Genomic DNA, 19,637 nt, shown 5'->3' on the forward strand with positions numbered 1-19,637 from the left:
GGTGTCATGGAACTGACGACCAATCTGGCAGGGCTGGACCTGCGCGCCGAGATCGACCGCCTCCGCAAGGAGCGCAACGCCGTCATTCTCGCGCATTACTACCAAAAGCCCGAATTGCAGGACCTGGCCGATTTCGTCGGTGACAGCCTCGACCTTAGCCGCAAGGCGCAGGCGACCGATGCCGACGTCATCGCCTTTTGCGGCGTGCGCTTCATGGCCGAAACCGCGAAGATCCTCAGCCCCGACAAGACGGTCGTGCTGCCCGACATGGATGCCGGGTGCAGCCTGGAAGACAGCTGCCCGCCCGAACAATTCGCCGCCTTCCGCGCCGCGCATCCCGATCACATCGCGCTGACGTACATCAACTGCTCGACCGAGGTGAAGGCGCTCAGCGACATCATCGTCACCTCCTCGTCGGCGGAAACGATTCTCGCCCAATTGCCGCGCGATCAGAAGATCATCTTCGGCCCCGACCGCAACCTCGGCGGCTACCTCCAGCGCAAGACCGGGCGCGAGCTATTGCTCTGGCCGGGCGTGTGCATCGTGCATGAGGCATTCAGCGAAACCGAGCTGCTGAAGCTCAAGGCGCAATATCCCGGCGCCCCCGTCGCGGCACACCCCGAATGCCCCGCGGTGATCCTGGATCACGCCGATTATGTCGGTTCGACGCGCGGCATCCTGGAATATGCCAATGCGATGCCCGGCGACACGCTGATCGTCGCGACCGAGCCGCACATCATCCACCAGATGGAAAAGGCGATGCCGACCAAGCGCTTCATCGGTGCGCCGGGCGCGGACGGCAATTGCAACTGCAACATCTGCCCATACATGGCGCTCAACACGCTGGAAAAGCTGTATATCGCCCTGCGTGACCTCACGCCGCGCATCGAGATCGAGGAAGGGCTGCGCATCAAGGCAAAGAAGAGCCTGGATGCCATGCTGGCGCTCGCCTCGACCAGCGTCGGCAAGGGCGATCTTGGGCCGGCGCCGGTGGCGCCGGTCCCCGTCACGGGGGACTGACGCGTCAGCGCGATGATGTCGGGGTCGCCGCGCCGAGAAGATCGTGCGCGGCACCGAGGTGGATCGCCACCATCGTCAGCTCCAGCGTATCGGCCAAGGCCAAAGCAGCCGCGAGCAACCGGCGCAATTCGGCCTCGTCAGCATCGTCATCCATCTGTCGCCCTCCCGTTCCCGTCACATGTGATCGCCGCTTTTTCCTTTCGGCGCCCCAATAGGATGATCCAGCCATGCGCTTCCGTCTGGACGGCTTCGATACCGACGCCTTTATCGCCGCCACCCTGGCGGAGGACCTGGGGGAGGCGGGCGATATCACCTCTGCCGCGGTGATCCCGGCAGAGGCGCGCTTCGCCGGCGTGATGGACACGCGCGAGCCGATTGTGGTCGCGGGGCTGGACTTGGCGGTGGGCTTTTTTCACGCGCTCGATCCGCAGGCGGTGATCACGCCGCTCGCGGCGGATGGCGATCATGTGCCGGCCGGCACAGACCTGATGCGGATCGAGGGGTCGGCGCGTGCGATGCTGACCGCCGAACGTTCGGCGCTCAACACCGTGCAGCATCTGTCCGGCATCGCCACGCTGACCCGTCAGTACGTCGATGCGATCGCGGTTACGGGCGCGACCCTGCTCGATACGCGCAAGACGATCCCGGGGCTGCGCCGGCTCGAAAAATACGCCACGCGCGTCGGCGGGGCGCAGAACCATCGCATGGGTCTGTGGGATGCCGCGATGATCAAGGACAATCATGTCGCGGTCGCGGGCGGCATCGCCGCGGCGGTCCAGCGTGCAGTCGCAGCCGGGATCGAGCGGATCATCGTCGAGGTCGACTCGCTCGACCAGATCGCGCCTGCGCTGGACGGGGGTGCGACGCATCTGCTGCTCGACAATATGGGGCCCGATATGCTGCGACAGGCGGTGGCGATGATCGGCGGCCGCGTGCCGACCGAGGCGTCGGGCGGCGTCCGTCTCGACACGATCCGCGCCATTGCCGAAACGGGCGTGACCTATATTTCGGTGGGGCGGCTGACCCAGTCGGCGCCGGCGGCGGATATCGGCCTGGATTTCGCGCTGCTGTGATCGTGGCGGCTTGCACGGCGCCGCTGCGCGTCTAGGCTGCCGCGCATCTGTTCTGCTTGGGGGCACTCATGATCAAACCACCTTCGATCGCGCGTTTTGAACAATTCTACTGGGCCTCGGTCATCCTGGGCCTGATCAACACCGCCCTCAACTGGAAGACCTCGCAGGCGCTGATTGCCGCCAATCCGGTCCTCGCCGGCGCCAGCTGGATCGTGCCGGTAACGCAAGTGATCGGCCTGATGATCGCCGTGCTGCTCTGGTTCTTCATCGTCCGCCGGCCCAGCGTCGTGGCCAAGTGGATCCAGGTCGTCTTCGCTGCTCTCGGCGCGTTCGGCATAGCCTCGGCGCTGTTCATGCTGGCGATGGGGCGTGTGCCGGTCACCATCCAGGTCGTGCTCGGGCTCGTGGCCAACATCCTCTACATCGCCGCCGCAGTGATGCTGTTCAAGCCGGACGCCAAGGAATGGCTGGGCGAGGGGCGCGACCCGGACGATATCGAGGCGCCGCGCGTATGATCGGCCGACTTCTGCTCGCCGCCACGGCGATCGCGGCGCCGGCCGCGGCGCAGGCACAAAGCTATCGCTGCTCGGCCCCGACCCAGATCGACCGGCCGCGCCCCGATCTGGCCGACGCCCGCCAGCCGCAGCGGCTGCTGCCGATCGGCGGCTATACGCTGGCGATCACCTGGGCTCCGCAATTCTGCCACGAGCATGCGCGTGACGCCTCGGCCCGCTTCCAGTGCGGCAGCGGCAATCGCTTCGGCTTCACGCTGCACGGTCTGTGGCCGGATGGCGTGGGCAAGGACTGGCCGCAATATTGCCAGGCGACGCCGCTGCTGTCGCGAGAGGTGATCCAGCAGAACATCTGCTCGACGCCGTCGGCGCAGCTGTTGCAGCACGAATGGTCGAAGCACGGCACCTGCATGTCGGGCTATACGCCGGAGCGCTATTTCGCGCAGTCGACCGGCCTGTACGCGAAGCTGCGCTATCCCGACATGAACGCGCTGTCCCGCCGTCCGCTGACCGCGGGCAAGCTGGCGCAGGCGGTGGCGGATGCCAATCCGGGTCTCACCGCCGACATGATGCGGATCACCGCGAACCGTCGCGGCTGGCTGGACGAAATCTGGCTCTGCCTCGACAAGACGTTTCGCTATCAGCGCTGTCCGGCACATCAGGGCGGACTGGCGCCCAACGCCAGCGTGAAGATCTGGCGCGGCATGCGCTGATCCCGTTGCCGTCCGGGCCGGTACGCACCGGCCCGGCGGTCAGCCGATGATCGTTGCCGTCGCCGGGTGATGACGGTCCAGATGCTTGCGGATGATCCGCAGGTTGCGCGTGTTCGATCGGAAGAAGAAATCGGGCACCGCGCCGACGAAGGGGATGAGGCCCAGCGCCCAGTCTATCCCCACATTGCCGAACATCCGCGCCATCTGCAGCTTCGACATGCCGAGGTTGCGCGCTTCCCAGACCAGCCACGACCCGATCAGCGCCGCGATCGTCGTCCCGACGACGGGCACGAGGTCGAGCAACACGTCCATGCCGACCTTGCGATTGGTGCCGGGCAGCGTGAACAGCCCCTCCATCACGCGTTCCATCGCTTCCAAGCGGATGCGGACCGAGGCTGGGTCGCGCCCGGTCGGCAAGGTTGCGATCAGCGGACGCATGTCCATGGGTCGGGGCCGGCGGGGCGTGGTCTGTGCCATGCCGCTTAATTGGTGTCGTCGCGCAGCCGGTTCAACGGGTGCCAGGCGCGCGTGTTCGGGCGCCACTGCCTCAGCCGCAGCGCGACCAGCGACCAGCGCAACGGACGCGCGATCGGGATGAACGCGGTGTCGACTGCCAGCGCGGCATCGGCCTGGCCGATCAGCCGGGCGCGGTCCGCCATCGTCGGCGCATCGCGGGCGGCGATCAGTGCGGCGCGGGCCTCGTCCCCGCACGGCGCGCAGGCGGTGGCGAGATACCAGCGTGCGCTGTCATAGGGGGCTACCTGATCGACGAGGCGCAATTCGGCGGGGGCGGTCATCGCGACGCGTTCCGGCGTGATCCCGACCGCATAGAGCGCCGCGGCCATCTGACCATAAATTAAGGTCGCGCCGGGCCCCGGCGGCAGGGCAATCCGCATCCGCACAGGCGCACCAAACGCGGCGACCCGCGCCTGAGCATCCGCGATCCGCTGCTCGGGCGACAGTAGCGCCCAGCCGGGGATCGCTGGCGGTGCCCCCGAATCGAGCGACTCTGGCAGGATGCGCTCGGCCGTCTCCCAACCCGGCATCACCGCCGCGGTCACTGCGGCGCGATCGATCGCGCCGTTCAGCGCGGCACGATTGCCGGGATCGGCGAGGAAGCCGTCGCGTGAGGCGATCGCGAAGCCAAACAGGCCGACGGCGGGATCGAGGCGGAGATTGGCTGGCGCGACCTGTGCGAGGTTCAGCAGCGGCCAGTCGGCGAAGGTGCCGCCGGTGACGTAATCCGAATCGCGGGCGACGAAGCGGACGATGGCGCGTGCCGCCCGTTCGCCGATCAGCCGCACGTCGTCTTCGGGGCGGGTCGTGCGGTGATCCTCCGGATCGGCCCGCGTCCGGTCGAACGCCGGGCGGAGCAGCAGGCTGCGATGGGCGGCGCTGACGATTCGCATCGGTCCCGCGCCGCCCGCACTGCCGATCCCGCCGCTGCGCCACAGCGCGAGTTCGGGCTGGGCGAACAGCTTGAGCAAATCGGGGCGGGGGCGCAGCAGCCGCACTTCGATGACCTGCGGCGTCATCGTGACGATCTCGTCGATCGCCGTCAGGAAGGGGGCGAGGGGGTTGCGCGAGCCGGGGGCGATCTGGCGCCGGAGCTGTGCGACGACCTGGTCGGCCGTGACCGCGCTGCCATCGGGCCACTGGGCGTCGCGGAGGCGGAAGATGTAGCTTGTGCCCTGATCGATGACGATCCAGCGTTCGGCGAGCCCCGGTTCGATCTGGCCGCTGGCGTCGAACCGCACCAGCCCCTCTGCCGTCGCGTCGAGCAGCAGCCGGGTCGGCGTATTGGGCAACGTGCGGCTGGGATCGGCAAGCCGCGGTGCGGTGCCGATCGCACTGGCGACGACCGGCCCCGAATCAGGGCGCCGGTCGCAACCGCCGAGCGTCGCGGTCAACGCCAGCGCAAAAGCCATGGTGCGGACGGCGGGACTCGAACCCGCACTCCATAGGAAGCCGATTTTAAGTCGGCTGCGTCTACCGGTTTCGCCACGTCCGCACACAGGGGCACGACAAGCGCACGTGGGTGCGGGCGTCAAGTCACGACCGGCATTTCATCGCCGTGCGGAGCGAAGATAGTCCGCCGGGCGACGACGCGGTGCGTCACGTCACACGTTGAGACGGGCGCGCATTTCCTTGCCGGGCTTGAAATAGGGGACGCGCTTGGCGTCGACATCGACGGTTTCGCCGGTGCGCGGGTTGCGACCGACGCGGGCATCGCGGGCGCGGGTCGAAAAGGCACCGAAGCCGCGCAGTTCGACGCGACCGTTCGCGGCAAGCCGCTGCGTGATCTCATCGAAGAAGGTGGTCACGATCGCCTCGACGTCGTGGCTCGTCAGCTCGGGGTTTAGATCGCAGAGTTTTTGAACGAGTTCAGATCGGATCACGGTACGGGCTCCCCCCGGCGCCAGGTTGCGGAGATTGATGAAGATCAATGCCCACGACGTATAGGGCCGCAACGAAGCCGATCCAATGAAAAATATGTCAGGTCAGGACATTTCTGCCCCGACCTGACACATGGGTAAGTGTTACTTACTTCTTTTCGGCGTCCGAGCGGGCCTTCAGCGCCTCGCCCAGAATGTTGCCGAGCGTCGCGCCCGAGTCGGACGAGCCGTACTGAGCAACCGCCTGCTTCTCTTCGGCGATCTGCATCGCCTTGATCGAGAAGGTGGGCTTCTTCGAACGATCGAAGCCGGTGACCATCGCGTCGAACTTCTGGCCGACCTGGAAACGCTCCGGACGCTGTTCGTCACGGTCGCGGCCGAGATCGGTGCGCTTGATGAAGCCAGTCGCGCCATCGTCGCCCTGCTGCACTTCGAGGCCCGCGTCGCGGACTTCGAGGACGGTGACGGTGACGATCGCGTTCTTGTTCAGACGGTCGCCCGCTGCCGCGATGCCGCCGGCCGCCGGGCCGCCGCGCTCGAGCTGCTTCATGCCGAGGCTGATGCGCTCCTTCTCGGCGTCGATGTCCAGAACGATCGCCTGAACGGTCTCGCCCTTGCGGTGCAGGTTGAGGGCATCCTCACCCGACACGCCCCAGGCGATATCCGACATGTGGACCATGCCGTCGACGTCGTTGTCCAGGCCGATGAACAGGCCGAACTCGGTCGCGTTCTTGACTTCGCCCTCGACGGTCGAACCGATCGGATGGGCGGCAGCGAACGCTTCCCACGGATTGTTCTGCGCCTGCTTCAGGCCGAGGCTGATGCGACGCTTGTCCTCGTCGACCTCGAGCACCACGACATCGACTTCCTGCGAAGTCGAGACGATCTTGCCCGGATGGACGTTCTTCTTGGTCCAGGACATTTCCGAAACGTGGACCAGGCCTTCGATGCCCGGCTCCAGCTCGACGAACGCACCATATTCGGTGATGTTCGTGACGCGGCCCGACAGCTTCGCGCCGACCGGATACTTCGCGCTCGCGCCATCCCACGGATCGGACTCGAGCTGCTTCATGCCGAGGCTGATGCGCTGCGTGTCCTTGTTGATGCGGATGATCTGCACCTTCACGGTGTCGCCGATCGCGATCATTTCCGACGGGTGGTTGACGCGCTTGTAGCTGAGGTCGGTGACGTGCAGCAGGCCGTCGATGCCGCCCAGGTCGACGAACGCACCGTAATCGGTGATGTTCTTGACGACGCCGTCGATGATCTGGCCTTCCGCCAGGCTCTGGATCAGGCCCGAACGCTGCTCGGCGCGGGTTTCTTCCAGAACGGCGCGACGCGACACGACGATGTTGCCGCGCTTGCGGTCCATCTTCAGGATCTGGAACGGCTGCGGGATGTCCATCAGCGGCGTGACGTCACGCACCGGACGGATATCGACCTGCGAACCCGGCAGGAACGCGACGGCGCCCGACAGGTCGACGGTGAAGCCGCCCTTGACGCGGCCGAAGATCACGCCCTCGACGCGGGCGGTCTTGCTGAATTCCAGCTCCAGCTTGTCCCAGGCGGCTTCGCGGCGGGCGCGGTCGCGGCTGAGCATCGCTTCGCCATGCATGTTCTCGACGCGGTCGACATAGACTTCGACTTCGTCACCGACCTTCAGATCGGCCTTCTGGCCCGGCGCGGCGAATTCGCGCAGCGGCACGCGGCCTTCCGACTTCAGACCGACGTCGATGACGGCCATGTCGTTTTCGATCGCGGTGACGGTGCCGTGCACCACGCGGCCCTCGAAGCTGTCGGCACCGCCGAACATGTCATCGAGCATCGCGGCGAAATCGTCGCGGGTGGGTTGGGGCTGGGTAGCCATAGGGTTAGAGTGTCCTCGAGTTATTCTGTTTCCGGCCAAGCGGTTGGGTCCGCTGGTCTTGGCGGAAAACGCCGCGGCGACCCCATGCCGGTCGCGGCATCCATCGGGCGGGCGTGCAGCGGGAGGAATGCGATGCGCTGAATGCGAAAAGGGCGCGGTCCGCCAAGCGGTCGCGCCGTCCCCCGCCGAACACCTGCTCGCCGGACCGGCGCGCCATAGGGGAAATCCGGGCTTTTGGCAAGGCGTAGCGGGGGTGCGGCGGGGTGGCCGCGAATCGCCGTTCGGGGGCGCGAGGGCCCGCGGAAGTGGACGAAGTGGACGGTACGTAATCGTCGGAAACCAGGGGGCCGCAGCGCCCGGCCGAAGGTGGCGGGGCGAGGGGCGGGCGGGTCATTGGGAGGGTGTAGCAGAAACGGGGTGTGTAGGACAGGCGGCAATCAGCTGTCGCCATCGTAGATCGGGTCCGGACGCCTGTGCGGCTTGCAGGTGCGGGAGAGAATGGCCGTTACTATCATCGTAGATAAAGCTCCCGGGACGAGGAGCGCCAACGGACACAGGATCATGATCGCCAAGAGGCCGAAGAATGCCGGCCCGTCCCCACCATGCGACAAATCCGGCGGCGTGTTGAGAAAATATATCATGATGGCGATTCCGACGAGGAACATCGTCGCGGAGGGCAAGAGAAAGGCGACGAGATAGACCGTCCGCCTTTCGAAATGCGGACACAGGCGCGACACGATCAGGGCGATGGTCGTCGACGCCGCGACCGTGAGCAGAAAATACAAAATCAGCATTATGCCCTTCCGCAAATTGGATGAGCGGCATTACGAACGCCGATACGACAGTCGCTTGCCTCTTGCTCTAAATGGAGTGCAGGCGGTGTGGAGATACAGCGTCGATCCGGCGTCTGCGACGCTACGGCGCGACAGCAATCGAGATCAGCGCTTGTTCCTCACCCGCCAGGCCTCTACCAGCGCGATCGCCTTGACGGCATTCGCCTCGACCATCAGCAAGATTGTGTCTTACCGCGTCGTGTCCGCTGCATCCCCCGTTGTCATCAGCGGCGCAGCGGCGCTGTCGCAGATGTCGGACTATCGCCGCCAATTTGCGCCTGTGTAACTGTCCCGTCGCAAACGGTCCATAATGGACCCAGCAGGCCAATAAGGTCGTCTGGGGAACATCATGACATCCAAATTCATCCGCGTCGCCGGGGTCGGTGGCGCGTGCCTGATGCTCGTCGCACCGCAACTGGTGCTGGCGCAAACGGCCGGAACGATCGCTGCCGAGGACAAGGCGGGCGAAGACATCATCGTGTCGGGCAAGAAGCTGCCGACCACGGGGATCGAGATCGTCGATGCGCCCAAGGCGCGCGCGATCGTGACGCGGGACTATATCGAACATACCGTTCCGGGGCAGTCGATCTTCAATGCGATCAACATGGTGCCGGGCGTCAATTACGTCGCGGGCGATCCCTATGGCGGCAACGGCGGCAGCATCCGTATCCGCGGGTTCGATGCGTCGCGCATCGCCTTCAGCTTCGACGGTCTGCCGCTGAACGATGCCGGCAATTACGCCATCTATTCGAGCCAGCAGATCGATCCCGAACTGGTGCAGACGGTCAACGTCAGCTTCGGGTCGACCGACGTCGATACGCCCACCGCCAGCGCCTCCGGCGGTACGGTCAACTATCGCACGATCATGCCGACCGAACAGGTGAGCGCAACCGCGGTCTATTCGCACGGCCGCGGCAACATGAACCGCGTGTTCGGCCTGATCAATACCGGCGACCTCAACGCCAGCGGTACGCGGGCCTGGGTGTCGGCAAGCCACCAGAGCTACGCGCTCTATCCTTATTCGATCGTGCGCAAGAGCCAGTACAATGCGCGCCTCTATCAGCCGCTGGGGTCGGGCAAGGATTTCCTGTCGCTGGCCGGCTTCTTCTACCAGCATCGCAACATGGGCTTTGGCGGGCCATCGGTCGCCACGGTCAACACGATCCTGGGCGGCGTTCTGCCGATCTCTACCGCGACCACCGCGACGCCATTGCGCGTCGACCTGACACGCGCGCAATATGACCGCGTGCTGGGTGCGGCGACGACGTTCACCAACACGCCGGACTGCACGCTGGCCTCCGCGACGCCCGGCAAGGGCACGGTGCAGGACGACCGGTCGCTGTGCACCAACACGCGTCAGGTCGGGATCAACCCGGTCGATACCGGCAATGCGCGCTTCAACAGCCTGTTCACGCTGTCCGATCGGCTGACCTTCACGCTGGACGGCGGCTATAGCTACACGATGGCCAATGGCGGCGGCTCGACCGTGTTCGCCGAGAGCGACGCCAATGCCGGCTCGCGCGGCGTGTCGCGTAACCAGATCGGCCGCATCGGTGCCGGGATCGCGGCGGGGCGCGACCTGAACGGCGATGGCGACATGCTCGACTATGTCCGCGTCTTCTACCCCTCCAACACGCAGACGCACCGGCTGATCGCGATCGCGGGCCTGCGGTACGACATCGATCCCGCCAACCTGCTGCGGCTCGCCTATACCTGGGATCGCGCACGGACCGCGCAGACGGGCGAGGCGGCGTATCTGGGCGTCAACGGCTATCCGACCGCCGATTTCGGCGGACGCGACGGGTCGGTCGCGGTGCGCGATGCGGCGGGCAACGTGCTGAACAAGCGCAACCGGCTGACCTATTCGATCCTGCACCAGCTATCGGGCGAATATCGCGGCCGGCCTTTCTCGGACGACCTGTCGATCACGCTGGGCCTGCGCGCGGCCTTCTTCCGCCGCAACATGAGCAACGCCTGCTACACGATTCCGGGCAGCAGCAACGAGGCCTATTGCACCTCGCAGAGTGCGCAGCAGGTCGCGGCGGACAGCCGCGGCGCGACGTTCGGCGCGCCGTACGTGGGGCGCATCCGCGAATATCACGCCTTCCTGCCCAATGCCGGCCTTGTCTGGCAGATGACGCCGACGACAAGCCTGTACGCAAGCTACAATCGCGGCTTCTCGGCGCCGACCACGGACATCTACGCCTATGACGACAAGGTCATCTCGCTGAAGGATCAGGAGGCGGTGCCCGAGCGCACGGACTCCTACGATGCGGGCCTGCGCTATTCGCATGGCATCGTGCAGGCGCAGCTGGGCGGCTGGTACATCCGCTACGACAACCGCATCGTCAGTACGACGGTGCCGCTGGACGGTGGCGGCACGATCAGCGCCAGCCGCAACGTCGGCCGGGTCGACAGCAAGGGGGTGGACGCGACGCTGATCGTCAACCCGACGCGCTGGCTGTCGCTGTACGGCTTCGGATCGTATCTGAAGGCCGAGCTGAAGGAGAATATCCTGAACGCCGCGACGGGCGCGGTGCTGATCGCCACCAAGGGCAAGTCGCTGGTCGATACGCCGAGCTGGCAATATGGCGGGCGCGCGCAGGTGACGCTGCCGTACGTCGTGATGGGGGCGTCGGCCAAGCACGTCGGTGATCGCTTCATCACCGACGAAAATGACGCCATCTCGGCGGGGTACACGCTGGTCGACCTGGATGCCCAGGCGAAGCTGGATTGGGCCGGCCTGCCCAAGACCTATCTGCAGATCAACGTCACCAACCTGCTCGACACGCGCTATTACAGTAATGTCGGAACGGCGGCGCGGATCCGGGATGGCGGCTGGGTCAATTTCGGCAACGGGCGCACGGTCGTCGCCAGCCTGCACTTCGAGTTCTGAGCGGGCGTGCGGCGGATCGGCGGGGCGTTATGCCCGGCCGGCCCGCCGCGCCTCGACCAGTGCGATTGCCTTCGCGACGCTCGCCTCGATGGTGAGCGCGCTCGTATCGAGCAGGGCGGCGTCGGCGGCCATCGTCAGCGGGGCGGTGGAGCGGGCGCTGTCGCGGGCGTCGCGGGCGCGGATGTCGGCGAGGACCTTGTCGAAGGACACGTCGCTGCCATGGGCCTGCAGTTCGCGGTGCCGGCGTTGGGCGCGGACCTGGGGGGTGGCCTTCACGAACAATTTGGCGTCGGCATCGGGGGCGATGACGGTGCCGATGTCGCGGCCGTCGAGCACCGCGCCGCCGGGCTGGCGGGCGAAGCGCTTCTGGCGCTGGAGCAAGGCGGCGCGGACGAGTGGGTGGGCCGAGACGATCGAGGCGAGCTGGCCGATCGTATCCTGGCGCAGGGCGGGATCGTCGAGCAGGCCTTCGTCGAAGTTGCAGGCGGCGACGGCATCGGCCTCGATCGCCGGGTCGAGCTCCATCCGCTGCACGGTCAGCGCGACGGCGCGGTAGAGAAGGCCGGTGTCGAGATGCGGCAGGCCGTAGTGGCGGGCGAGCGCCTTGGCGATCGTGCCCTTGCCGCTCGCAGCGGGTCCGTCGACGGCGATGATCATGCGTTGAGCCATTGCGGGGCGGCACCGAGGCGCTTGGCGGTGTCGACGAAAGCCGGGTAGCTGGTCGCGATCGGCGCGGCGTCGTCGATGCGGACGGGGCGGGTGCTGTGCATGCCGGCGACCGCCATGCTCATCGCGATGCGGTGGTCGAGCAGCGAGGCGACGCGGTCGGCGCCGGTGCCGGGCAGGGGCTCGCCGTCGCGGCCCTCGATCGACAGGCCATCCTCGTGTTCGGTCAGGCGCACGCCGGCGAGGCCGAGCGCGGCGGCCATGGCGGCGATGCGATCCGATTCCTTGACGCGCAGTTCGTGGGCGCCGCGGGCGACCGTCGTGCCGCGCGCGAAGGCGGCGGCGACGAAGAGGATGGGATATTCGTCGATCATGCTGGGGGCGAGATCGGCCGGGACTTCGATCGCCGACAATGGGGCGTGGCGGACGCGCAGGTCGGCGACGCGTTCGCCGCCGATCTCGCGGCCGTCGACCTCGTCGATCGACGCGCCCATCAGGCGCAGCGCGGTGAGCAGGCCGGTGCGTGTCGGGTTCATCAGCACGTTGCGGATCGTCACGTCCGATCCCGGCACGATCGACGCGGCGACCATCCAGAAGCCGGCGGACGAGGGATCGCCGGGGACGGTGATGTCCTGCGGCTTCAGCTCGGCCTCGCCGTGGATCGCGATCAACTTGCCCTCAGGTGTGTCCTCGACCGTCAGCTCCGCGCCGAAGCCGCGCAGCATGCGCTCGCTATGGTCGCGCGTCGGCACGGGCTCGATGACGCGGGTGATGCCGGGGGTGTTGAGGCCGGCGAGCAGCACTGCCGACTTCACCTGCGCCGAGGCGACGGGCAGCGTATAGGTGATCGGCACTGCCGGGCAGGCGCCGCGCATGGTGAGCGGCAGGCGCGTGCCCGGGCTGGTCATGAAATCGGCGCCCATCTGCGCCAGCGGTTCGGTAACGCGCGCCATCGGCCGCTTCGACAGGCTGGCGTCGCCGACGAAGGTCGTGGTGATCGGATGGCTGGCGACGAGGCCCATCAGCAGCCGGGTCGAGGTGCCCGAATTGCCCATGTCGAGCGCGGTCTGCGGCTGGAGCAGCCCGCCGACGCCGACGCCGTGGACCGTCCAGATGCCGTCGTCGCTGCGATCGATCCGCGCGCCCATCGCGCGCATCGCGGCGGCGGTGGCGAGCACGTCCTCGCCCTCCAGCAGGCCCTGGATGCGGCTTTCGCCGACCGCGAGGCTGGAGAACATCAGCGAGCGGTGGCTGATCGACTTGTCGCCGGGCACGGTGACGGTGCCGCGCAGGGGACCTGCGGCGGCGATGGAGAGCGGGCGGGGGGGGGGAGGCGTTCGACATGGCTGGCCGCGGGCTTTGACAGTCCCCCTTGCGCTATGGCAAGGCGCGCTCCACCTCGGGCCAAGGGCGACCTTTGGCTCGCGAAACCCATTTCCGAAAGGTATCAGACGGCATGGTCAAGCCGGAGTGGGGCACGAAGCGTACGTGCCCGAAATGCGCGACGCGCTTCTACGACCTCGAAAAGGACGATCCCGTCACCTGCATCAACTGCGGCACGACGTGGAATCCGGAGCCGATCCTGAAGTCCAAGCAGCCGCTGCCGTTCGAGCAGATCAAGCCCGATTCGAAGGAAGCGGACAGCGATCTCGAGGGTGAGGACGAGGATCTGGAAGCGCTGGGCGAGGAGGAAGAACCCTCGGCCGACGACGAGGTGGACCTCGGCGGCGACGACGACCTCGGCGTGGAAGCGCCGACCGAAGACGACGATCACTGAGTTTCAGATAATTGTGGATAAGTGCATGGCAGGCGCAAATCGGCGCTTGCCATGCCAGGGCGCCCCGGTTAGTGGGGCGCCTCCCGGAACGATGGGGCCGTAGCTCAGCTGGGAGAGCGCTGCAATGGCATTGCAGAGGTCAGGGGTTCGATCCCCCTCGGCTCCACCATCCGTTCCGAAGAGGCTGACAAGCCTGTAGATTTTGCCAAAAACAAGGATTTTTCCGACCGGCTGTTACAAGCGTAACAGGAGGCTTGGCCTTGTGCAGCTATCTGGCCCGCCGTGGCGCGACCTATTATTTCCGTCGCAGCATCCCCCTAGACGTTAGACGCGCCCTTGGCGGTCGCGCCGAGCTTATCGCCTCCTTGCGGACCAAGGATCGACCCACGGCGAAGCGCCTCGTCCCCCAGCAACTGATTGACAGCGACCGCCTCTTTGATGAGGCGCGTCAGGCGTTGGGCTTAGACGGCCTTAGTGCGAGCATAGAAGCTCGGTTAAAGAGTGTGGCGGCACTAACGGTTGAGCCGCGAGAACGCCCCGCTAAGATTTCAATACGGCCTGTGGAGGACGCTCCACGCTTCGGGATGCTTGACGAGGCAATCACGGACCGATGGGCTATCGAGCGCAAGGTGCAAAAGAAGGGGGAGGATGCGCATAGGGCTGTAGCTCGCTGGTTCTATGAGCGGGTTGGACGGAAGCCGGTTGGTCTGATTGAGCGCAAGGACGTGCTGGCCTTCAAAGATGCGCTCGTGGCGGAAGGTCAGAGCCTCGGCAACGTCCGGGTCAAGCTGTCGCGGCTACGCACGCTGCTTCAATGGGCCGCCGACAACGAACTGGTTGATAGGAACGTCGCTACGGGGGTGGCGGTCAAGGACGTCGACAAAGGGGCGAACAAGCGGCTTCCTTTCGATCTGGCGTCACTGAACCGCGTCTTCTCCTGCCCGATCTACAAAGATGGCGTGCGGCCTGTTCAAGGTCGGGGCGAGGCATCGTACTGGTTGCCGCTGCTGGCCTTATTCACCGGTGCGAGGATGGAAGAGCTAGGTCAGCTTCGTCCGTGTGACGTGCGATTAACGTCTTATCCCGATGGCGACGGGGCGACCTGCTCCCACTGGTTCATCCACATCGTTGCGGATGAAGGCGATGGGCTAAAGTTGAAGAACGCCGGAAGTGAGCGCATCGTACCTATACACCCCTTACTCGCAGAGTTAGGTTTTCTATCGTTTGCATCGATAGCGCTTAATAACAAGTAGCTGCGTCTCTTTCCGGCATTGAAGGAGAACGTTTACGGGCGCCTTACCGCTAAGTGGGGTGAATGGTTTAACCCATACATGCGCTCGACGTGCCATATTACTGATAGGCGTATGGTGTTTCATTCATTCCGCCATACCTTCAAGGACTATGCTCGGCTTGCAGGTATTGAGGAAGGTATTCAGCGCCAGATTATGGGGCATAGCTCCGGTGATGTAGCCGACAACTACGGAAGCGGCTTTCCGCTTCATAAGCTTGTCGAGGGAATTAAGCGGTACAAGGTTCCCGGCCTTGTTATTGCCAAGGCCTAGACCCGCAACAGGCTCATATGGAGTAGGGCGTTGGGCTACCGTTGCGAGGTTAAGCCCACCCTAGGTTGTTGTACCTCCTTCTGTGAGCCTCCACCTTTCTCACCGGCATTGCAGTTCGAAGAGCAGTTCTAACCAATGCGCATAACAATTATCCCTTAGTGAGTGCAAAAATAAACGGCATAGATAAGTTAATAAAGAGGCGTGACTAGGCCGTTGTTAACATAAAAATAGATTAATTATCTAAACATAGCATATAGTCTTATAAACATATCACGACCGTGCATTACTAGCTGTGGGTTTTTGAGCGGAGCGGGGCTATGCCCTGCTTCGTTCAACGCGGATAGTCATTAGCTGTGTGCGGTTGCGGCTTCGCCGTATACCGCAGACGACAGTTGGGATTGCGGAGAATAATCGATCAAGTGACTTGGGATATCCGAGTCAGCCCAATGGAAGGGCATTAATCAATTAGTCCATTTCCATATATGTATAAGCTATGGACTAAACTCTACCAATTAGGAAAAAATGCAAAACTACGTATCGAATCCATCAGATGAAATGCTGGAACGGTTATTTCCAGCTAACGAGCCTACCCCAATCTCTATCTCCCTTTCTTCGGCGGAAAAGATTGATCGGTCATACTCCATCCTTGAAGCAACGATGAAAGAGGCTTTGGCAGGTCGCTTGCAGCCTAATATATATGTTATGAGTGCTGACTGCGGAACCGGTAAGTCGAGTGCCGTGCAGAAAGTTATCCGTGAGGAAAAAGCGAAAGGCTTTACCGGCGGGGGGATCATCCTATTTTTGGCAACGCTGAACGAGGTTGAATCGTATGCGTTGGCTTGCGGATTGGATGATGCGGATTATGCCGTTTACAGTTCCGATATCCGCTATGCAGCGCGTGGATTGGGGCGGCATAATGCCAACGTCGCTCCGGTGTTATTTGTAACGCAGCCCAAAGCTCGACGTGAATTTGCAAAAATCAAAACATACGCTGACGCAACATGCTTCCATTACAACAAGAAGCCTAGGGCGTTGGCCGTATGGGATGAAGCACTTACCGGTGCCGAATACGCCTACATTGAAATTTCCGACCTTATGGCACTGCCGGCGGCATTTAAGGCGCTCACTGATAGCGAGCGGAAGACGCTATATGATCTGGCAGCCGCCTCCATGGCGCGTCCCGCTAACGGCTTCATTAAGATTCCAAACGACGTTAGAGATATCGCAGACCGGGTGCTGAACCTTAAGGCGAAGGTTGCAGTCGCGGCTCGGCAGGCTTTGGAAGCTTTAGCCAAGCTTGCTGGATCGAAAGCGTACGTTGGCAGCGGCGTAGGGCTGCAAAGAAGCCTCATAGGCATCGGGAAGCCCCTGCCGAAGGATATCGGCCCCTTATTCGTTCTTGATGCCTCTGCGCGGCTTACAGGGCGATATGACGACTGGTCAGCCTACGGCATCGACGTAGCGAAGCTGGACCCCGCAGTGTTGAATTATACCAACCTGACAATCCGCTGGCACGACTGCGGGGCAGGTAAGACCGCGATGCGTAATCCAAAGGATCGGCGGTCGATTGTGGATCGGCGTGGAAAAGGGACCCCGTTAGCGGGGTGATCGGCGTCGAAAAGGGACCCCTCATCCTGGTGTTCTAGGCTGTTCGCTTGGCGGTGTGTCAGGCGGCGAGATCGGGATGCTGGTATTGGAGACGGTGTTGAGGATCCGGCGCGAGCACGCGTCGGGCAAGGCCATCAAGGCGATAGCGCGGGACCTGCACCTGTCGCGCAAGGTGGTGCGCAAGGCGATCCGGGCGCCGGAAGCGGACATGGGTTATCGGCGAGAGGTGCAGCCGCTGCCGAAGCTGGGGCCGTTTCAGGCGCGACTGGATGCGTTGCTGGAGGAAGATGAGGCACGGCCGCGGCGCGAGAAGCTGCGCCTCACGCGCATCCACGACCTGCTGCTACGCGAGGGGTTCGATGGCTCGTACGACGCGGTTCGCCGTTATGCGGCGCGCTGGCGGCAGGCGCAGCGTCGCGACGTGATGAATGCGCCGGCGTTCATCCCGCTGCTGTTCCGGCCGGGCGAGGCTTACCAGTTCGACTGGAGCCACGAGGACGTCGAGATCTCGGGCAAGCCGATGCGCGTGAAGGTCGCGCATGTCCGGCTGTGCGCGTCGCGGGCAATGTATGTGCGGGCCTATCCCGCGAGACACAGGAGATGCTGTTCGACGCGCATGCACGGGCGTTTGCTTTCTTCGGAGGCGTGCCGACGCGCGGCATCTACGACAACATGAAGACGGCGGTGACGAGCGTGTTCACCGGCAAGGAGCGGGTCTTCAACCGTCGCTTCCTGGTCATGGCCAACCATTACATGGTCGAGCCGACCGCCTGCTCGCCGGCGTCGGGCTGGGAGAAAGGTCAGGTCGAGAACCAGGTGCAGACCGCACGCGGTCGCTTCTTCCAGCCGCGCCTGCGATTTACCGGCCTCGAGGAGTTGAACGGCTGGCTGGAGGCGGAGTGTCGGCGCTGGGCAGAGTTGCACCAGCATCCCGAGCAGAAGGAGCTGACAGTCGCCCAGGCATGGGCAGCAGAACGGGCGGTGCTCCAGCCTGTTGTCGCACCCTTCGACGGCTTCCACGAGAGCGAGCATGCGGTAAGCGGCACATGCCTCATCAGCTTCGAGCGCAACCGCTATTCCGTTTCTGCCAGGGTGGTGCGACGTGCCGTCCAGGTCCGCGCCTATGCCGACCGCATCGTCGTGCGCTGCGACGGTGAAGTCGTCGCCGACCATCCCCGGTTCTTCGGCCGCGACCGGACCATCTACGACCCGTGGCACTATCTGCCGGTGCTGGTGACCAAGCCGGGTGCCCTGCGCAACGGCGCACCGTTCCAGGGCTGGGAGTTGCCGCCTGCGCTGGCACGACTGCGGCGCAAGCTTGGCACCGGCGACGATGCCGACCGGCGGTTCGTGCGGGTGCTGGCAGCGGTGCTCGACGACGGGCTGGAGGCGGTAGAAGTGGCCGTGCGCGAAGCATTGCTGGCCGGCGTCGCCAGCGACGACGTCATCGTCAACATCCTGGCCCGCCGGCGCGAACCGCCGCGACCGCTGACTATTGTCACGCCAGAAGATCTGGCGCTGCGCCATCCGCCCCGTGCCGACTGCAACCGCTATGACAGCCTGCGAGGTCTCCATGCAGCGGCATGAGATGATGACGGCCATGGCCGAGTTGGGGCTGAAGGGCATGGCTGGCGCCTTCGACGAGGCGGTCACTACCGGTCTCCAGCGCAAGCGCACGACCATGGAGGTCCTGACCGACCTGCTGCGTGCCGAGGCGACGCACCGCCATGCAGCCTCGGTCCGTTACCGGATGTCGGCCGCCAGGTTACCCGCGGTGAAGGACCTCGACGCCTTCGTCTTCGGCGACACTCCCATCAACGAGGGACTGGTGCGCTCGCTGTACAGCGGCTCGTTTCTTCCGGGCCAACGCAACGTCGTGCTGGTCGGTGGAACGGGTACCGGCAAGACGCATCTCGCCACCGCCATCACTGCCAATGTGGTACGAGCCGGCGCCCGCGGACGCTACTTCAACACAGTGGACCTGGTGAACCGGCTCGAGGAGGAAACGCGCCTCGGCAAGGCCGGCACGCTGGCGGCCCAGCTTTCGCGCCTCGATCTCGTGGTGCTCGACGAGCTTGGCTACCTGCCGTTTGCACGCTCGGGCGGTCAACTGCTCTTCCACCTCGTCAGCAAGCTCTACGAGAAGACCTCGGTCATCGTCACCACCAACCTGGCCTTTGGTGAGTGGCCGACCGTCTTTGGCGACCCCAAGATGACCACCGCGCTGCTCGACCGCATTACCCACCATTGCGACATCGTCGAAACCGGCAACGACAGCTGGCGCTTCAAACATCGAAGCTGAAGCCTGGGGCACCGGCAGAGAACGCTTCGTGCTGGTTGCGCCTCCGGTCGGGCTACGCCCGCCCTACGCCGCAACCAGCACGAACAGTGCGCCCGTCATACCCGTTACGCTGCTCGACGAAGGGGGTCCCTTTTGCACGCCGATAGGGGGTCCTTTTTGGACGCCGATTGACACTTGCTGCGCACAAAACGACTTTCTTCATTGGCTTCCCATGCTCAACCGCACCGCCCCGACAGTCGGGACAGTTGAACGGCGCGAACACAGGAACACGCCTCCTGCGTATTCCCCCTTACGGGTGTTGTATTAGGCAGGCTGCCCGACCGTATGGTCGAGAACCTGTGTTCACCGCCGTTTGCGGGCCTGCCCTTCCGTTCAAAGTCGGGCAGACCCCCAATGTGATATTCCAACGCCT

General features: G+C 64.5%; 18 protein-coding genes, 2 tRNA genes and 1 pseudogene. 12 read left to right on the forward strand and 9 right to left on the reverse strand.

Features of this window, described 5'->3' with window-relative positions:
- Positions 1 to 6 precede the first annotated feature (6 nt).
- A complete protein-coding gene (gene nadA / locus A7E77_RS12975; RefSeq protein WP_017978336.1) occupies positions 7 to 1,020 on the forward strand; it encodes a quinolinate synthase NadA in 1,014 nt (337 codons plus the stop codon).
- 4 nt (positions 1,021 to 1,024) lie between these two features.
- Here the strand turns inward: nadA and A7E77_RS18055 are convergent, their stop codons facing one another.
- Entirely contained in the window at positions 1,025 to 1,174 is a 150-nt protein-coding gene (locus A7E77_RS18055) for a hypothetical protein (RefSeq protein ID WP_192929979.1), read from the reverse strand.
- A gap of 73 nt (positions 1,175 to 1,247) precedes the next feature.
- On the opposite strand from A7E77_RS18055, the gene nadC reads away from it, so the two are divergent.
- From nadC to A7E77_RS12990, 3 genes are all read left to right on the forward strand, one after another.
- Positions 1,248 to 2,093: a carboxylating nicotinate-nucleotide diphosphorylase gene (gene nadC / locus A7E77_RS12980; RefSeq protein ID WP_063688481.1), complete on the forward strand. Its 846-nt coding sequence runs from the start codon at positions 1,248 to 1,250 to the stop codon at positions 2,091 to 2,093.
- A gap of 68 nt (positions 2,094 to 2,161) precedes the next feature.
- Positions 2,162 to 2,608: a hypothetical protein gene (locus tag A7E77_RS12985; RefSeq protein WP_063688484.1), complete on the forward strand. Its 447-nt coding sequence runs from the start codon at positions 2,162 to 2,164 to the stop codon at positions 2,606 to 2,608.
- A complete protein-coding gene (locus A7E77_RS12990; RefSeq protein WP_063688487.1) occupies positions 2,605 to 3,318 on the forward strand; it encodes a ribonuclease T2 family protein in 714 nt (237 codons plus the stop codon). The genes A7E77_RS12985 and A7E77_RS12990 overlap by 4 nt, the downstream gene beginning before the upstream one ends.
- Positions 3,319 to 3,357: 39 nt before the next feature.
- Here the strand turns inward: A7E77_RS12990 and A7E77_RS12995 are convergent, their stop codons facing one another.
- From A7E77_RS12995 to A7E77_RS13020, 6 genes are all read right to left on the reverse strand, one after another.
- Positions 3,358 to 3,762 carry a DUF4112 domain-containing protein gene (locus tag A7E77_RS12995; RefSeq protein ID WP_063688490.1) on the reverse strand — a complete coding sequence of 135 codons (405 nt, stop codon included), beginning with the start codon at positions 3,760 to 3,762 and terminating at the stop codon, positions 3,358 to 3,360.
- A gap of 38 nt (positions 3,763 to 3,800) precedes the next feature.
- On the reverse strand, positions 3,801 to 5,246 hold the full coding sequence (locus tag A7E77_RS13000; RefSeq protein ID WP_063689955.1) for an ABC transporter substrate-binding protein: 1,446 nt from the start codon (positions 5,244 to 5,246) through the stop codon (positions 3,801 to 3,803).
- Positions 5,246 to 5,329: transfer RNA gene (locus A7E77_RS13005), tRNA-Leu, on the reverse strand. The genes A7E77_RS13000 and A7E77_RS13005 overlap by 1 nt, the downstream gene beginning before the upstream one ends.
- Positions 5,330 to 5,438: 109 nt before the next feature.
- Positions 5,439 to 5,717, reverse strand: a complete 279-nt coding sequence (locus A7E77_RS13010; RefSeq protein WP_192929980.1) for an integration host factor subunit beta — start codon at positions 5,715 to 5,717, stop codon at positions 5,439 to 5,441.
- Between the two features lie 145 nt (positions 5,718 to 5,862).
- The gene (rpsA, locus tag A7E77_RS13015; protein WP_020486448.1) at positions 5,863 to 7,581 is read right to left on the reverse strand and encodes a 30S ribosomal protein S1; all 1,719 of its coding nucleotides are present in this window, start codon (positions 7,579 to 7,581) and stop codon (positions 5,863 to 5,865) included.
- Positions 7,582 to 8,018: 437 nt separating this feature from the next.
- Positions 8,019 to 8,375, reverse strand: coding sequence for a hypothetical protein (locus A7E77_RS13020; protein ID WP_063688495.1), 357 nt, complete (start codon positions 8,373 to 8,375; stop codon positions 8,019 to 8,021).
- A gap of 1 nt (position 8,376) precedes the next feature.
- Here A7E77_RS13020 and A7E77_RS13025 point away from each other — a divergent pair, with 1 nt between their 5' ends.
- Positions 8,377 to 8,700, forward strand: a complete 324-nt coding sequence (locus A7E77_RS13025) for a hypothetical protein (RefSeq protein ID WP_151895481.1) — start codon at positions 8,377 to 8,379, stop codon at positions 8,698 to 8,700.
- 63 nt (positions 8,701 to 8,763) lie between these two features.
- Positions 8,764 to 11,310, forward strand: coding sequence for a TonB-dependent receptor (locus A7E77_RS13030; protein ID WP_063688500.1), 2,547 nt, complete (start codon positions 8,764 to 8,766; stop codon positions 11,308 to 11,310).
- A gap of 27 nt (positions 11,311 to 11,337) precedes the next feature.
- Here the strand turns inward: A7E77_RS13030 and A7E77_RS13035 are convergent, their stop codons facing one another.
- Positions 11,338 to 11,967: a (d)CMP kinase gene (locus tag A7E77_RS13035; protein WP_063688503.1), complete on the reverse strand. Its 630-nt coding sequence runs from the start codon at positions 11,965 to 11,967 to the stop codon at positions 11,338 to 11,340.
- Entirely contained in the window at positions 11,964 to 13,250 is a 1,287-nt protein-coding gene (aroA, locus tag A7E77_RS13040; protein WP_318842599.1) for a 3-phosphoshikimate 1-carboxyvinyltransferase, read from the reverse strand. Before aroA ends, A7E77_RS13035 begins: the two co-directional genes overlap by 4 nt.
- 182 nt (positions 13,251 to 13,432) lie before the next feature.
- Between aroA and A7E77_RS13045 the strand changes: the two genes are divergently transcribed.
- The 6 genes and pseudogenes from A7E77_RS13045 to istB all read left to right on the forward strand — a co-directional run bounded on the left by A7E77_RS13045 (position 13,433) and on the right by istB (position 19,225).
- Positions 13,433 to 13,753, forward strand: coding sequence for a TIGR02300 family protein (locus tag A7E77_RS13045; RefSeq protein ID WP_017978348.1), 321 nt, complete (start codon positions 13,433 to 13,435; stop codon positions 13,751 to 13,753).
- 93 nt (positions 13,754 to 13,846) lie between these two features.
- Positions 13,847 to 13,922, forward strand: a tRNA-Ala gene (locus A7E77_RS13050).
- Between the two features lie 91 nt (positions 13,923 to 14,013).
- Entirely contained in the window at positions 14,014 to 15,006 is a 993-nt protein-coding gene (locus A7E77_RS13055; RefSeq protein WP_151895482.1) for a DUF6538 domain-containing protein, read from the forward strand.
- Positions 15,007 to 15,837: 831 nt separating this feature from the next.
- The gene (locus A7E77_RS17755) at positions 15,838 to 16,923 is read left to right on the forward strand and encodes a hypothetical protein (RefSeq protein ID WP_151895483.1); all 1,086 of its coding nucleotides are present in this window, start codon (positions 15,838 to 15,840) and stop codon (positions 16,921 to 16,923) included.
- Between the two features lie 76 nt (positions 16,924 to 16,999).
- Positions 17,000 to 18,510, forward strand: a pseudogene (gene istA, locus A7E77_RS13060) (IS21 family transposase).
- Positions 18,497 to 19,225: an IS21-like element helper ATPase IstB gene (gene istB, locus A7E77_RS13065; RefSeq protein ID WP_062127353.1), complete on the forward strand. Its 729-nt coding sequence runs from the start codon at positions 18,497 to 18,499 to the stop codon at positions 19,223 to 19,225. Before istA ends, istB begins: the two are co-directional and overlap by 14 nt.
- The last annotated feature ends 412 nt before the right edge of the window (positions 19,226 to 19,637 follow it).

It is taken from the genome of Sphingomonas sp. NIC1 (genome assembly GCF_001638925.1).
Lineage (GTDB): Bacteria > Pseudomonadota > Alphaproteobacteria > Sphingomonadales > Sphingomonadaceae > Sphingomonas > Sphingomonas aquatilis.